At 70.8% G+C, this 14,083-nt stretch carries 13 protein-coding genes; 8 read left to right on the top strand and 5 right to left on the bottom strand.

Annotation, left to right across the window (positions count from 1 at the left end):
* Positions 1 to 37: 37 nt before the first annotated feature.
* Complete coding sequence (locus RLT58_RS18395; RefSeq protein WP_399131647.1) at positions 38 to 1,396, bottom strand: helix-turn-helix domain-containing protein; 1,359 nt, start codon at positions 1,394 to 1,396, stop codon at positions 38 to 40.
* A gap of 151 nt (positions 1,397 to 1,547) precedes the next feature.
* Here RLT58_RS18395 and RLT58_RS18390 point away from each other — a divergent pair, with 151 nt between their 5' ends.
* Together RLT58_RS18390 and RLT58_RS18385 are read left to right on the top strand one after the other, a co-directional pair.
* Positions 1,548 to 2,006, top strand: coding sequence for a hypothetical protein (locus RLT58_RS18390; protein ID WP_311311470.1), 459 nt, complete (start codon positions 1,548 to 1,550; stop codon positions 2,004 to 2,006).
* 124 nt (positions 2,007 to 2,130) lie between these two features.
* On the top strand, positions 2,131 to 2,832 hold the full coding sequence (locus RLT58_RS18385; RefSeq protein ID WP_311311469.1) for a class I SAM-dependent methyltransferase: 702 nt from the start codon (positions 2,131 to 2,133) through the stop codon (positions 2,830 to 2,832).
* Between the two features lie 57 nt (positions 2,833 to 2,889).
* On the opposite strand, the gene RLT58_RS18380 is transcribed toward RLT58_RS18385, so the two are convergent.
* From RLT58_RS18380 to pdhA, 3 genes are read right to left on the bottom strand one after another with little or no spacing between them, the layout of a single operon-like run.
* Positions 2,890 to 4,341, bottom strand: coding sequence for a dihydrolipoamide acetyltransferase family protein (locus RLT58_RS18380; RefSeq protein WP_311311468.1), 1,452 nt, complete (start codon positions 4,339 to 4,341; stop codon positions 2,890 to 2,892).
* A gap of 10 nt (positions 4,342 to 4,351) precedes the next feature.
* Entirely contained in the window at positions 4,352 to 5,332 is a 981-nt protein-coding gene (locus tag RLT58_RS18375) for an alpha-ketoacid dehydrogenase subunit beta (protein WP_311311467.1), read from the bottom strand.
* Between the two features lie 2 nt (positions 5,333 to 5,334).
* The gene (gene pdhA, locus RLT58_RS18370; protein ID WP_311311466.1) at positions 5,335 to 6,495 is read right to left on the bottom strand and encodes a pyruvate dehydrogenase (acetyl-transferring) E1 component subunit alpha; all 1,161 of its coding nucleotides are present in this window, start codon (positions 6,493 to 6,495) and stop codon (positions 5,335 to 5,337) included.
* Positions 6,496 to 6,834: 339 nt separating this feature from the next.
* Here pdhA and RLT58_RS18365 point away from each other — a divergent pair, with 339 nt between their 5' ends.
* The 3 genes from RLT58_RS18365 (at position 6,835) to RLT58_RS18355 (ending at position 9,101) form a co-directional block, all read left to right on the top strand.
* Positions 6,835 to 7,494 (top strand): response regulator, encoded by a 660-nt coding sequence (locus tag RLT58_RS18365; RefSeq protein ID WP_311311465.1) that lies wholly within the window; start codon positions 6,835 to 6,837, stop codon positions 7,492 to 7,494.
* Between the two features lie 113 nt (positions 7,495 to 7,607).
* Positions 7,608 to 8,036, top strand: a complete 429-nt coding sequence (locus RLT58_RS18360) for a pyridoxamine 5'-phosphate oxidase family protein (protein ID WP_311311464.1) — start codon at positions 7,608 to 7,610, stop codon at positions 8,034 to 8,036.
* 63 nt (positions 8,037 to 8,099) lie between these two features.
* Positions 8,100 to 9,101 carry a phosphotransferase gene (locus tag RLT58_RS18355; RefSeq protein WP_311314553.1) on the top strand — a complete coding sequence of 334 codons (1,002 nt, stop codon included), beginning with the start codon at positions 8,100 to 8,102 and terminating at the stop codon, positions 9,099 to 9,101.
* Positions 9,102 to 9,112: 11 nt separating this feature from the next.
* Here RLT58_RS18355 and RLT58_RS18350 read toward each other — a convergent pair whose 3' ends face one another.
* On the bottom strand, positions 9,113 to 10,789 hold the full coding sequence (locus RLT58_RS18350) for a protein kinase domain-containing protein (RefSeq protein ID WP_311311463.1): 1,677 nt from the start codon (positions 10,787 to 10,789) through the stop codon (positions 9,113 to 9,115).
* A gap of 294 nt (positions 10,790 to 11,083) precedes the next feature.
* Here RLT58_RS18350 and RLT58_RS18345 point away from each other — a divergent pair, with 294 nt between their 5' ends.
* From RLT58_RS18345 to RLT58_RS18335, 3 genes are all read left to right on the top strand, one after another.
* Positions 11,084 to 12,730 carry a protein kinase domain-containing protein gene (locus tag RLT58_RS18345; protein ID WP_311311462.1) on the top strand — a complete coding sequence of 549 codons (1,647 nt, stop codon included), beginning with the start codon at positions 11,084 to 11,086 and terminating at the stop codon, positions 12,728 to 12,730.
* Positions 12,731 to 12,814: 84 nt separating this feature from the next.
* Positions 12,815 to 13,357 (top strand): hypothetical protein, encoded by a 543-nt coding sequence (locus RLT58_RS18340; RefSeq protein WP_311311461.1) that lies wholly within the window; start codon positions 12,815 to 12,817, stop codon positions 13,355 to 13,357.
* 96 nt (positions 13,358 to 13,453) lie between these two features.
* Positions 13,454 to 14,065 (top strand): PadR family transcriptional regulator, encoded by a 612-nt coding sequence (locus tag RLT58_RS18335; protein ID WP_311311460.1) that lies wholly within the window; start codon positions 13,454 to 13,456, stop codon positions 14,063 to 14,065.
* The last annotated feature ends 18 nt before the right edge of the window (positions 14,066 to 14,083 follow it).

The raw sequence follows: 14,083 nt of genomic DNA, 5'->3' as shown, positions 1-14,083 counted from the left end.
GGACGCGCCCGGGCAGGAACGGTCCCTCCGTCAGGAGTCACGATCCTGGGGTCACGGCCCGCAGATCCGCAACCTTCGCCAGCTCCTGGGCACCCGCCGTCCGTGGGTGGCGGGCGCAGACCTCCGCGGCGATACGACGGATGGAGGGCCGGTCCCTTATCTCGCCCGGCGAGACACGGTATGCGGACAGGAGCTCCGCGGCCGTCTGTTCAGGCTTGCCCCATTGCCACCACGCCCGGGCCAGATCGGTGTGCATCCTGCCTCTGCGCTCAGCCGTGGGGAACTGCCCTGCCCGCAGGCTCCGCCCCGCTTCGAGCGCGGCACCGGCATCGCCGAGGGCCCAGTGGACGCTGACGGCAAAGATGTCCACGGAGGCGGGGGTGAGCGGGAACAAGCGTCCCACCGGGGCCTCGCCCGGAAGAGCACGTGCTGCTCGCGACGCCTCCCGGATCATGGTCAGCGCCTGCTGCCGGTCACCGGAGACCGCTGCCGTGTACGAGGTCGTGCAGAGCATCTGCGCGTAGGCGGAGGCCTGGGCCTCCGTCTTGAGTCCGGTGGCCTCGACGCGGGAGACGGCCTCTGCCATCCGGACCCGAGCCGCATCGGGCCTGCCCTGGTGGCGCAGCACGATGCCGAGTTCACGAGCCGCGGCCGCGGCCACGAGCGGGGCGTCGGACAGTTCCGCGTAGAGGGCGGCCCGGTCGGCCGTCAGCCGGGCCTGGTCATACCTGCCGACCTTCACCAGAACCTGTGAGGCCAGGCTGTACACCGCGGACAGACGGGCACAGGCGAGATCGCCCCGGGTACGGCGAGCGCCTTCGTGACCGTCGGCGAGCAACCCGGGAAGCACACGCAGCAGCCGCTCGTTGTGGCCGGCGTCGAAGGAGGCACGGGCAGCCGCCACACGCTGATCGAACGGGAGGGGCGAGCCGGTGGGATCGGGCATGCTCGCCAGGGCGGAGTCCATCCCTGCGAGCAGTCCTGCCGGAGCAGCGAGGCCGGCAACGGCGAGCAGGGTACGGCGGCGCATGGAGTCCTCCTCGACGTCACGCAGAACATCCCGCGTCACTCTAGTGCGGCCCACCGCAGGGATCGTGATGAAGCCACAGGCTGCCGCAAGGAGGTGTGCTGGAAGGCCGACGGCAGCGGCGGCGGCACGCACCAGGTCCACGTCCGTCACCCGTTTGCTCTGTTCCAGCCGGCACACGGTCGAGGCCGAACAACCGACCCGGGCACCGAGATCGGCCTGTCTCCACCCGCGCTGTGTACGCCCAACCTTGATGAGGCCGCCGACGTCGTGGGCGGCGACCAGCGCACTGACCTTCGGAGAGTGCCACAGCGAGTCGATGAGTTGCACCGCACCTTCCACCGGCCGGGGGCCAACAGGCCCGCCCATCCACGGTAGGTCCCTGGTGACCCCGTGTATACGGCGCATGCAGAACGTGCAAACGGCCCCCACTGAATGCATTTTGACGGCCCGACAGACATGCCGGGACGTCTTCTTGGTGCAGCACCCCGACCGTGGGGTGGCAGACAAGGAGGCCACCATGAGCACAGCCCTTGCACCGTCCCCCGATCCGATCGCCGGTCCGTTTCGCGACCCTCGCGGCACGGTCTCCGCCGAGCTGTGGAACAAGCAGGTCGGGCTTCTCATGCGTGACTACCCGTTCGACACGGTAATGGCGCACCGTGTTCTCGGTCAGGCGTACGCCTACCTGATCACCGCCATGGAACACCGCGGCGAAGGCCTGGGCCTCGCGCCCGGGAAGATCGTGGACATCGGCGTGCACACCGTCATCCTGGACACCGTCGCCTACGCCGCCCTGTGCGAGAAGTACAACGCGGGGCACCTCCTGCACCACGTACCGCTCGTCGAGGCGAAGAACGACGGCTCCGTGATGCGTATCGCCCGCCTCATCGCCGCCGGCGGCTTCGATGTCGATCTGCCGCTGTGGGAGGCCGATGCCACCTGCGGGCCCTGCCACCCGGGCAGTGACAGTCACTGATGACATGAGCGGGGCCGGTTCCGCCGCCCGGCGGGGCCGGCCCGTGCGCCGCCGCCGTGACGCACACGGGTGAATTCGGCGACGCCACCACCGCGGCCCCGGCCGGAAGGCCAGGATGTGGGCCGTGACTGCGATCTCTCCCTCCTCCGAGGCAACGCCGGACCTCTGGCACCACTACGGAAGGAGTCCGGCCCCCCGCGCCCTGAGCCGGATGCACTGGGACTGGTACCAGCGCACCGGTCCGGGCGCCGAACTGCTCGGTGACCTGACCGGGCTCGTCGCGGCCGAACTGGGCTCCGGTGCCGGGCATCAGGCCGCCCACGTCACCACCGCTCTCGCCCCGTCCCGGCTGATCGCCCTGGACAGCTCACCCGCGCAGCACGCCAACAGCCGCCATCTGTACGGGGATGTCGACGGCCTGGACTTCGTTCACGCCGACGCCGCCCGCTACCTGCGCGAACGATCAGGGACCATCGACGTGGCCTACTCCCTGTTCGGGGCGCTCGACTTCTCGGATCCCCAGACCCTTCTGCCGGCCCTGGCCACCGCGTTGCGCCCGGGAGGAAGGCTGGTCTTCTCGACGCTCGGTCACTACAAGGGCGGCGCCCCGCCCGCGTCGGAGTGCCTTCCGGCCGAGGTTCCCGCCCGGCTGCCCGACGGCTCCGCCGCCACCGTGCGGCGCTGGGTCCTCGACGTACCCGTGTGGGAGAAACTGCTGGCCGGCCACGGCTTCGAACTGTCGGACACCGACACGATCCGCGACTCGGGCCCGGAGGGCTCCCCGTCCATGACGACCCTGGTCATCCGGGCCGGACGACAGAGGTGAGCGGGCCGGACATGCCAAGGGGCCCGCGCGACTTTCGCGCGGGCCCCTTGCACACACCTACGCCCAGGTGATCAGCCGCTTCGGCTGTTCCAGGATCGCGGCCACGTCCGCCAGGAACTTCGAGCCGAGTTCGCCGTCGATCAGGCGGTGGTCGAAGGACAGGGCCAGCGTGGTGACCTGACGGGGCTTCACCTTGCCCTTGTGCACCCAGGGCTGAGGCTTGATCGTGCCGACCGCGAGGATCGCGGACTCGCCCGGGTTGAGGATCGGGGTGCCCGTGTCGACGCCGAAGACGCCCACGTTGGTGATCGTCACCGTGCCGCCCGCCATCGCCGCGGGGGACGTCCTGCCCTCGCGGGCCGTGGCGACCAGGTCGCCCAGGGACGCGGCGAGCTGCGGGAGCGTCTGCTCCTGGGCGTCCTTGATGTTCGGGACGATCAGGCCGCGCGGGGTGGCGGCGGCGATGCCCAGGTTGACGTAGTGCTTCTGCACGATCTCCTGGTTCGCCTCGTCCCAGGCGGCGTTGACGCCGGGGTTGCGCTTGATCGCGACGAGGAGGGCCTTGGCGATGATCAGGAGCGGGTTGACCCGCACCCCGGCCATGTCCTTGTCCTCCTTGAGCTCCGCCACGAGCTTCATCGTGCGCGTCACGTCGACGGTCACGAACTCCGTGACGTGCGGCGCGGTGAACGCGCTGCCGACCATCGCCTGCGCGATCGCCTTGCGCACGCCCTTGACCGGGATGCGGGTCTCCCGCGCGCCCGCCGGAGCCTGCACCGGCACGGGCGCCGGAGTCTCGTACGCCGTCTCGGGCCGGTCCGGAACCGGCGCCGGGGCCTGCGTCGGAGCCTGTACCGGCACCGGAGCGGGCGTCGCCGCCGCGTGGACGTCCTCGCGGGTGATCACGCCGCCCTCGCCGGTCGGGGTGACCGTCGCCAGGTCGATGCCCAGGTCCTTGGCCAGCTTGCGCACCGGCGGCTTGGCCAGCGGGCGGGCCTCGGGGACCGCGGCCGGGCCGTGGCCGTTCATCTCGCCCTGGATCGCGGCGGACGCGGCCGCAGGGGCCGCCTCCGTGCTCTTGCGGGCGCGCCGCTTCGTGGAGGACTCGGCCACGCCGTAGCCGACCAGCACGGGCTGGCGGCCCTTGGGCGCCTCGGGTTCCGCCTCCGGCTCGGCGGCGGGGGCGGCGGCGGCCTCGGCCTCGGCCTCGGCCTCCGGCTCCGCGTCGCCGGAACCCGGCGCCACGTCCACCGCGATGATCACCTGGCCGACGTCGACGGTCGTGCCCTCGGGGAAGCGCAGCTCGTGCACCACCCCGTCGAACGGGATCGGCAGCTCCACGGCCGCCTTCGCCGTCTCGACCTCGCAGACGACCTGGCCGTCGGTGACGGTGTCGCCGGGCTGGACGAACCACTTGAGGATCTCGGCCTCGGTCAGTCCCTCGCCCACGTCGGGCATCTTGAACTCACGGAAGCGAGCAGCGTTGGAAGTGTCGGTCATCGTTGTCACGCCCCTGTCCTCAGTACGCCAGCGAGCGGTCGACGGCGTCGAGCACGCGGTCGAGACCCGGCAGGTACTCGTCCTCGAGCCGCGCCGGCGGGTACGGGACGTGGTAGCCGCCGACCCTCAGCACGGGTGCCTCCAGATGGTAGAAGCAGCGCTCGGTGATGCGGGCGGCGATCTCGGCCCCGGAGCCGTAGAAGACCGGTGCCTCGTGGACGACGACCAGCCGGCGGGTCTTCTCCACCGAGGTCTGGACGGCGTCGAAGTCGATCGGGGACATCGAGCGCAGGTCCAGGACCTCGATCGACTTGCCCTCCTCCTGGGCGGCCGCGGCGGCCTCCAGGCAGACCTTCACCATCGGGCCGTACGCGACGAGCGTGAGATCCGTCCCGGTGCGGGCGACCGAGGCCCGGTGCAGCTGGCCGGGGATGGACTCGGTGTCGACCTCGCCCTTGTCCCAGTACCGCCGCTTGGGCTCGAAGAAGATGATCGGGTCGTCGCTCTGGACGGCCTGCTGCATCATCCAGTAGGCGTCCGACGCATTGGACGGGGAGACCACCTTCAGGCCCGCGACGTGCGCGAACAGCGCCTCGGGCGACTCGCTGTGGTGCTCCACGGCACCGATGCCGCCGCCGTAGGGAATCCGTACGACGACGGGCAGCTTGATCTTGCCCAGCGCACGGGCGTGCATCTTCGCGAGCTGCGTGACGATCTGGTCGTACGCGGGGAAGACGAAGCCGTCGAACTGGATCTCGACGACGGGCCGGTAGCCGCGCAGGGCGAGGCCGATCGCCGTGCCGACGATGCCGGACTCGGCGAGCGGGGTGTCGATGACCCGGTCCTCGCCGAAGTCCTTCTGCAGTCCGTCGGTGATCCGGAAGACCCCGCCGAGCTTGCCGACGTCCTCACCCATGATGAGGACCTTGGGGTCGGTGTCGAGGGCCTTGCGCAGCGACTCGTTGAGCGCCTTCGCGATGGACATCTTCTCAACGGCCATGGCTACTTGCCCTCCTCGGCGAACGAAGCCTGGTAGGCGGCGAACTCGGCGCGCTCCTCGTCGACGAGAGGGTTCCCGTCGGCGTAGGCGTGGTCGAACAGCGCCATCCGGTCCGGGTCGGGCATGGCCCGTACCGCCTCGCGCACCCGCTTGCCGAGGGTCTCGCTCTCCTCGTCGAGGCCGGTGAAGAACGCCTCGTCGGCCGCGCCCTGCTTCTCCAGGTACGTCCGCAGCCGCAGGATCGGGTCCTTGGCCTCCCAGGAGGCGCGCTCCTCGTCGGCCCGGTACTTCGTCGGGTCGTCGGAGGTGGTGTGCGCGCCCATGCGGTAGGTGAAGGCCTCGACCAGCGTGGGACCCTCGCCGCGGCGGGCCCGCTCCAGGGCGGAGCGGGTGACGGCCAGGCAGGCCAGGACGTCGTTGCCGTCGACGCGGACGCCGGGGAAGCCGAAGCCCTGGGCGCGCTGGTAGAGCGGCACCCGGGTCTGCTTCTCGGTGGGCTCGGAGATCGCCCACTGGTTGTTCTGGCAGAAGAACACCACGGGGGCGTTGTAGACCGCGGAGAAGGTGAAGGCCTCCGCCACGTCGCCCTGGCTGGAGGCACCGTCGCCGAAGTACGCGATCACGGCCGAGTCCGCGCCGTCCTTGGCCACACCCATGGCGTAACCGGTGGCATGCAGGGTCTGCGAGCCGATGACGATCGTGTACAGGTGGAAGTTGTTGGTGTTCGGGTCCCAGCCGCCGTGGTTCACACCGCGGAACATCCCGAGCAGGTTGGTCGGGTCGACGCCCCGGCACCAGGCGACGCCGTGCTCCCGGTAGGTCGGGAAGACGTAGTCGTCGTCGCGCAGCGCCCGGCCGGAACCGATCTGGGCGGCCTCCTGGCCGAGCAGCGAGGCCCACAGGCCCAGCTCGCCCTGGCGCTGGAGCGCGGTGGCCTCGGCGTCGAAGCGGCGGGTGAGGACCATGTCCCGGTACAGACCGCGCAGCTCGTCCTCGGTCAGGTCGATCGAGTAGTCCGGGTGCTCGATCCGCTCGCCCTCGGGCGTCAGCAGCTGTACGAGCTCGGGGCCGGAACCCTCTGGTGTCTTCGCGGGCGTCTTCGCGGCGCTGGTCCGCTTGCTGCTGCGTCGCGGTTTGCGCGCGGCAGTGCTCTCCACGGTCACGTGCGTGCTCCTCCGTCGGTCCGGCCCCCGGGGTCTGCCGGGAGACCAGTGCGGCTCGCCTGTGTCCGTACCCGTGCACGGGGTGGGTGCCGCTCGGTCCGGGAACAGGCGTGACAGGTGCCCCGGCGAGCGCCCTGTCAAAGGCACGTTACCCAGTGCGTCGCATAACTGCGAAACCCTTCCTGACCTGCGATTTTGCTTGGATATCCAAGTAAATCCAGGAATTCGGGAACTCTCGCTGGTCACAGCACTGGTAACAGCCTTGCAGGCCGCCGGAACAACGGCACGTTATCCCGCCCGACAGCGGCAGGGAAGGGGGGAGTGTGTGAGACTGCGTTTGTGCGCAAAGAAGGAAAAATCACCGTTTTTCTGCTGGACGACCACGAAGTCGTCCGCCGCGGAGTCCATGAGCTGCTCTCGGTCGAGGACGACATCGAGGTGGTCGGCGAGGCCGGTACGGCGGCGGACGCGCTGGTACGGATCCCGGCGGTCCGGCCCGATGTCGCCGTCCTCGACGTACGGCTGCCGGACGGCAGCGGGGTGGAGGTCTGCCGCGAGATCCGCTCCCAGGACGAGTCCATCCACTGCCTGATGCTGACCTCGTACGCCGATGACGAGGCCCTTTTCGACGCGATCATGGCCGGCGCCTCCGGATATGTGCTCAAGGCGATCCGCGGAAATGAACTGCTGAACGCGGTACGGGACGTCGCCGCCGGAAAATCGCTGCTCGACCCGGTCGCCACCGCGCGGGTCCTGGAACGGCTGCGCGACGGGAAGAAGGCCGCCGGCGACGACCGGCTCTCGAATCTCACGGAACAGGAACGCAAAATCCTGGACCTGATCGGCGAGGGGCTGACCAACCGCGTGATCGGCGAGCGGCTCCACCTCGCCGAGAAGACGATCAAGAACTACGTCTCCAGCCTGCTGTCCAAGCTGGGCATGGAGCGCCGCTCGCAGGCCGCCGCCTACGTGGCCCGGCTCCAGGCCGAGAAGCGCTGAGCCGGGAAACGCCGAGAGGTACGCCCCCGGGGCCCGGTTCGGGACTTTGGTCCCGGCCGACCCGGGGCCCCGGCCTCTTATTCCGCCCACACAGGTGACGCACAGTGGAGGGCATGTCCTTCGAGGAACTCCACGCGATCGACCTGCTCGGCAAGGTCCCCTACGGCCGGCTGGCGACGAGCATGCGTGCCCTCCCGATCCTGACCGTGGCCCGGCACATCGTGGTCGACGGCCATGTCGTGCTGCGTATGCACCGCGGGCTGGGCTACCACGACGCCTGCGACGGCACCGTCGTGGCGTACGGGGCGGACAACTTCAACGCGGCCACCTCGGCGGGCAGCGACGACCTGTGGTCCGTGCAGTTCACCGGCCCCGCGCGGATCGTCGAGCCGACCTGTGCCCAGCGCGAGCGCCTCGGGCCCGCCCCCGTCGAGGTCGACGGGGAGCCCTTCGCACCGGCCTATCTCCGGCTCGACCCGCACTTCGTCACTGTGCACACTCTGGGCTTCCACGCAAGTCAGCAGATCCGCAACGCAGCGTGATCTAACATCTGGCGAGTGCCGCGCTCATCTGTAACCCTTCCGCCTGTTCCCCCGGTCGGCGAGGTGCTGCTCCGCTACCCGGACGCCGGTGAGCCGCTCACCTGCACGCCCCTCAGCCAAGGCCTGCTCAACCACGGTTACCGGGTCTCCACCACCCGGGGCTCGTACTTCCTCAAGCACCACCTCGACGACACCACCGGCGACCGCGCCACGATCGTCCGCCAGCACCGGGCCACCCGCCGGCTGCAGTCACTCGGAGTGCCCGTCGCCCCGCCCGTCGAGGACGTCGACGGCGACACCGTCACCGAGATCGGCGGCCGCTGCTACGCCCTGCACCCCTGGGTCGACGGACTGCACCGGGCGGGCGCCCAGCTCACACTCGCCCAGTCGCTGCGGCTCGGGACGCTCCTCGGAGCCGTACACACCGGTCTCGCGCGGGTGATGGAGCCCGGTACGCAAGCGGCGGCGGGTGCGGGGAGTCCGCCCGGGTACGCCAGTCCGGAGGCCGCCGACACCTTCGCGCTGATCGACGAGCTGCTGGCCTCCGCGCGCGGCCGCAGGACCCGGGACTCCTTCGACGAGCTGGCCGAGCACCGGCTGCGCGAGCGGCGCACCCTGCTGGAACGGCACGCGGACCGCCGCCCGCCCGACCCCGGGTTACCCGCGACCGGCTGGGTGCACGGCGACTTCCACCCGCTGAACGTGCTCTACCGGGGCGCCGACCCCGTGGCGATCCTGGACTGGGACCGGCTGGGCGTGCAGCCGCGCGCGGAGGAGGCGGTCCGGGCCGCGGTGATCTTCTTCGTGCTGCCGGCCGGCGAGCTGGACCTCGCGAAGGTACGGGCCTACGCCCGCGCGTACCGCCGGGCGGCCGGTGCCGGGCCCGCCGAGCTGGCCGCCGCCGTGCACCGGGTGTGGTGGGAGCGGCTCAACGACTTCTGGATACTGCGCTGGCGCTACTGCCTGGACGACCAAAGGGCCGACCCGCAGTTCCCCGCGGTGTCGGCCCTGGCGGTCTGGTGGACCCGTGAGTACGAGGCGGTGCGCGAGGCCTTCACGGGGTGACCCGGTGGGTGTCAGCCGGCGGTCGTGCCGGTGTTGCCCGCCGCGGCGCCGGCCGTGGAGCCTGCCGCCGCACCGCCGGGGGTGCCGTCCGCGCCGTCCGTGGCGCCCTCGCTGGCGCCGGTGTTGCCCTCGCTCGTGCCGGTGTTGCCCTCACTGGTACCCGTGTTGCCCTCGCTGGTACCGGTGTTGCCCTCGCTCGTACCCGTGTTGCCCTCGCTGGTACCGGTGTTGCCCTCGCTCGTACCCGTGTTGCCCTCGCTGGTACCCGTGCTTCCGTCGCCCGTGCCGTTCGTCGCCGTCTGGGGCGGGGAGCTGGACGGGGTCTCCGGGGTCTCGCTGGGTGTGAACGACGGCTGCTCCGGCGTCTCCTGCTGATTGCCCGAGGAGTTGCCCGGCTGCTCGGTCTCCTCGGTCTCCTCGTCGGTCGGCGAGGGCGAGCTCTTCGTCGGGGTGGGCGAGGTGGAGGTCTCGGTCGGCTGCTTCTCGTGCTTGCCGCCGTTGCCGTTCGCCGCGTTCAGGGCGATGGCGACGCCCGCGCCGATCGCGATCAGCGCCAGCACGATGAACAGCCAGAGCTTGCCCCGGCCGCCCCCGCCGCGCTGACCGCCGTCGTAACCGCCGTCGTCGGGGTTCATCGGCGGCAGGATCGGTCCCTGCGAGGTGTCCCCGTGCTGCCCGTATCCCCCCATGGCGCGGGTGGAGCCGGTCATGCCCCGGGGCGGGGTGGCGGCGCCGTCGTTCAGCACGACCGGGCCGGTGTTCCACGTGCCCGTGTGGCCGCCCTGCACCTGGAGCATCTGCAGGCTGTACTGGACGAGGCCGCGCATCTCCTCGGCGCTCTGGAACCGGTCGTCCGGGTCCTTCGCCAGCGAGCGCATCACGAGCCCGTCCAGCTCCGGCGGCACCACGTCCGAGATCTCCGACGGCGGGACCGGGATGTCCTGGACGTGCTGGTAGACGACGGAGAGCGGCGTCTCACCCGTGAAGGGGGGCCGCAGCGCGAGGAGTTCGTACAGCAGGCAGCCGGTGGCGTACAGGTCGGAGCGGTGGTCGACGGCCTTGCCGAGCGCCTGCTCGGGGGAGAGGTACTGCGGCGTGCCCATGACCATGCCGGTCTGGGTCATCGTCGACTGCGCGCCGTGCAGCGCGCGGGCGATGCCGAAGTCCATCACCTTGACGGCGCCGGAGTGCGTGATGATCACATTGGCGGGCTTGATGTCCCGGTGCACGATCCCGTGCTGGTGCGAGTAGGCGAGCGCCTCCAGCACACCGGAGACGATGATCAGCGCCTGCTCCGGAGGCGGGGCCTCCGCGTTGAGCAGCAGATCACGGATGGTGCGGCCCTCGACGAGCTCCATCACGATGTACGGGACGGTCTGGCCGGCGACGGTGTCCTCGCCGGAGTCGTACACCGCCACGACCGCGTGGTGGTTGAGCCCGGCGACCGACTGCGCCTCGCGCGTGAACCGGGCCTTGGAGACCGGGTCCTCGGCGAGGTCCGAGCGCAGCAGCTTCACCGCGACCGTGCGCCCGAGCCGGACGTCCTCGGCCGCGAAGACCTCGGCCATGCCGCCCCGGCCGAGCCGGTGGGTCAGCCGGTAGCGTCCGTCGCCGACGACACCGCCGATGCCCCAGGAGTCGGTGCCATCCGGAACTCCGCCGCCGTTTGCTTCGGGTTCGGGTGCCATCAGTCCTCGCCGTCGTTTCTGTCCGCGCGTCCGCGGGTTCTCACGGTGCCTTGCTGCATTGCCACGTCACGCTACAGCCTCCGTCGGACACGCCGATTCCGAGACGGACCGGCCATCCAATCGGCTGGCGTGCCGCGCACGCAAATTGCATGCGGTTCCTGTAACGCTTCCGAGACGCTTCTTGTGCGTAGGGTCACGGAACGGGCACCCGGCTTGACGTGTCGTACCCCTCGGGCAGACTTGGCCAGTAATACGGATCTTCGCGTGAGTCGCGCGCCGAGGGGGAAGCAAGTCATGAGCCAGGACGGCGCACACGGTGCCCAGGGTCGCTACGCGGGCGGTTCGGTCGCCGGCGGCCGCTACCAGCTGCGTGATCTGCTCGGCGAAGGCGGGATGGCGTCCGTATATCTGGCGTACGACTCCGCGCTGGACCGGCAGGTCGCGATCAAGACGCTGCACACGGAGCTGGGCCGCGAGCAGTCCTTCCGCGAGCGCTTCCGGCGTGAGGCGCAGGCCGTCGCCAAGCTCCAGCACACCAACATCGTCTCCGTCTTCGACACCGGCGAGGACGAACTCGGCGGCGCGCTGATGCCGTACATCGTCATGGAGTACGTCGAGGGGCAGCCGCTCGGCTCCGTGCTCCAGTCGGACATCCGCAGCTACGGCGCGATGCCCGCCGACAAGGCGCTCAAGGTCACGGCCGATGTGCTGGCCGCGCTGGACACCAGCCACGAAATGGGCCTGGTCCACCGCGACATCAAGCCGGGCAACGTGATGGTGACCAAGCGCGGTGTCGTGAAGGTCATGGACTTCGGCATCGCCCGCGCCATGCAGTCGGGCGTCACGTCGATGACGCAGACCGGCATGGTCGTCGGCACCCCGCAGTACCTCTCCCCCGAACAGGCCCTGGGCCGCGGGGTGGACGCGCGCTCCGACCTGTACTCGGTCGGGATCATGCTGTTCCAGCTGCTGACCGGCCGCATCCCGTTCGACGCGGACTCGCCGCTCGCCATCGCGTACGCGCATGTGCAGGAGGAGCCGGTCGCCCCGTCCACGATCAACCGCTCGCTCACCCCGGCGATCGACGCCCTCGTCGCCCGCGCGCTGAAGAAGAACCCGAACGAGCGCTTCCCGAGCGCCGCTGCCATGCAGGACGAGATCGCCCGCGTGCTGAGCGCGAGCGGCCAGACCGGCGCCCCGGTGATCATCGGTGACGGCGGCGCCCCCGCGAACAGCGGCTCGGGCGTCGGCTCGGCGGTCTTCCCGCCGGTCGACCAGAGCGCCCCCGCCCCGCAGAGCGTCCAGACGCCGTACCAGCCGGGCCCCTACCAGTCCCAGCAGCACAACCCCTACGGCCCGTCCACCCCGGCGCCCGCCACGGCCCCGTCGTACGGCTACCCGCAGGCGGCCCCGGCGTACCAGAACGCGTCGATGTCGCCGATGCAGCAGCAGACGCCGCCGCCCTACACGATCTCCCCGCAGACGACGTCCTCCCCCTCGGGCGGCGGCTCCAAGCGGAACATGCCGGTGATCGTGGGCTCGATCGTCGTCGCCCTGATCGCGATCGGCGGCCTGATCACCGTCATCGCCCTGAACGGCGACGACAAGAAGGGCGGCACGGAGGCCTCGTCGAGCGAGTCACCTGGGGCGGACCACAAGGATCCGGAGCGGAACCGGACGATGGACACCGAGGACTGCACGGACGCGATGGAGGACAACGACGACCCGAACAAGGTCGACGCGCCGAGCTTCCTCTACAAGGACATCCTCTCGGCGCGCGCCTGCGCGGACGCGGCTGGCTGGACCATCAAGCAGATCAAGGTGCCGGGGAACGCCTACGCGGAGGACCAGGTCATCGACCAGTTCCCCACCTCCGGGACCGCGGTGCCCAAGACGGGCGCCCACTTCGAGCTGCGGATCGCGACGGGGGACCCGGCGTAACCCTGGAGGGTCCGCGTGCGGGTGCTTGCATCCGTACGTATCACCTGAGATGCCGGACATACCGTCACATGTGACGCTTTCTTCATGGCTTCAGGACACCTCTCCTCGTGGCCCTCAAGAAGCGTGGCCTGCCTGGCCCTGACGGCAGCCGCGGTCCTGGGGGCCATGACGGGCGGTGAGACGCACGCCGACGGGCGGGCCGTCGCGGGTTCGCCGCCTTCCGCATCCGTCGACCCTTCCGCCTCCGCCGGCCCTTCCTCGTCCGCTTCCCCCTCCGCCTCGCCCTCGCCGGGTGCCCGGTCGCCGCGGCCCGAGGAGCTGCAGACGCCCATGGCCGGGCTGCCCGCCGGGGCCGGGCGGGAGCGGCCCGGGCGGTCGGTGACACCCTCCGAGCTCGCCCGGGAGGACGCCGTGGCCGCGCGCGAGGAGCGACCGCAGGCCGCGGAGACCGCCGCCGATGCCGCCAGCCCGGCGCCGAGCCTGGCCTCCGACGCCGAGCGGATGTCGCGCCAGGCCCTCGACGGAGCGGACCTGGAACGGGTCCGGCAGATGTCGCTCGGATCGGGGATCGCCCTGGTCGGGCTGGGTCTCGGCTTCCTCGCGTTCCGGATGCGCCGCACCGGCTGAGCACCCCGCCGCGACCGGCCCGGACGGGGTGGAAGGGGGCGGCCGGGCCTCATCGGAGACTTGCGTTCGGCAAAATACTCGGTATACATACTCAGTATGTCGATCCGCCACGGGCTGCTCGCCCTCCTGGAAAGGGGGCCGCGCTACGGCTCCCAGCTCCGCACCGAATTCGAGTCGCGCACCGGCTCCACCTGGCCGCTCAACGTCGGGCAGGTCTACACGACGCTGAGCCGGCTGGAGCGTGACGGCCTCGTCGTGCAGAACGGCGAGGACGACCAGGGCCACGCCCTCTACTCGATCAGCGACGAGGGGCGCGCCGAACTGCGCACCTGGTTCGAGACACCGGTCGACCGCAGCAACCCGCCCCGCGACGAGCTGGCCATCAAGCTCGCGATGGCCGTCGGCGCCCCCGGCGTCGACATCAGGGCCGTCATCCAGTCCCAGCGGCACCACACGGTGAAGGCCATGCAGGACTACACGCGCCTCAAGGCGCAGGCCCTCGTGGACATCCCGACCAACCGCGACGAGGTCGCCTGGCTGCTGGTGCTGGAACAGCTGATCTTCCAGGCGGAGGCCGAGGCCCGCTGGCTGGACCACTGCGAGTCGCGGCTGGTCCGCCTCGCCGAGGCCGCCGCCACCGAACCGGAGCAGAACCCGGCCGCGCGCGGCCCCGCCCGCGCCGCCGCCCGGCCGCGCGCCCGCCGCTGACATCACAGAACCGCTCCG

The sequence above is a fragment of the Streptomyces sp. ITFR-16 genome (assembly GCF_031844705.1).
In the GTDB taxonomy this organism is placed as follows: Bacteria; Actinomycetota; Actinomycetes; order Streptomycetales; family Streptomycetaceae; genus Streptomyces.
The sequence above is the reverse complement of the archived record's forward strand: the minus strand, read 5'-3'. Positions and strand labels throughout refer to the sequence as shown.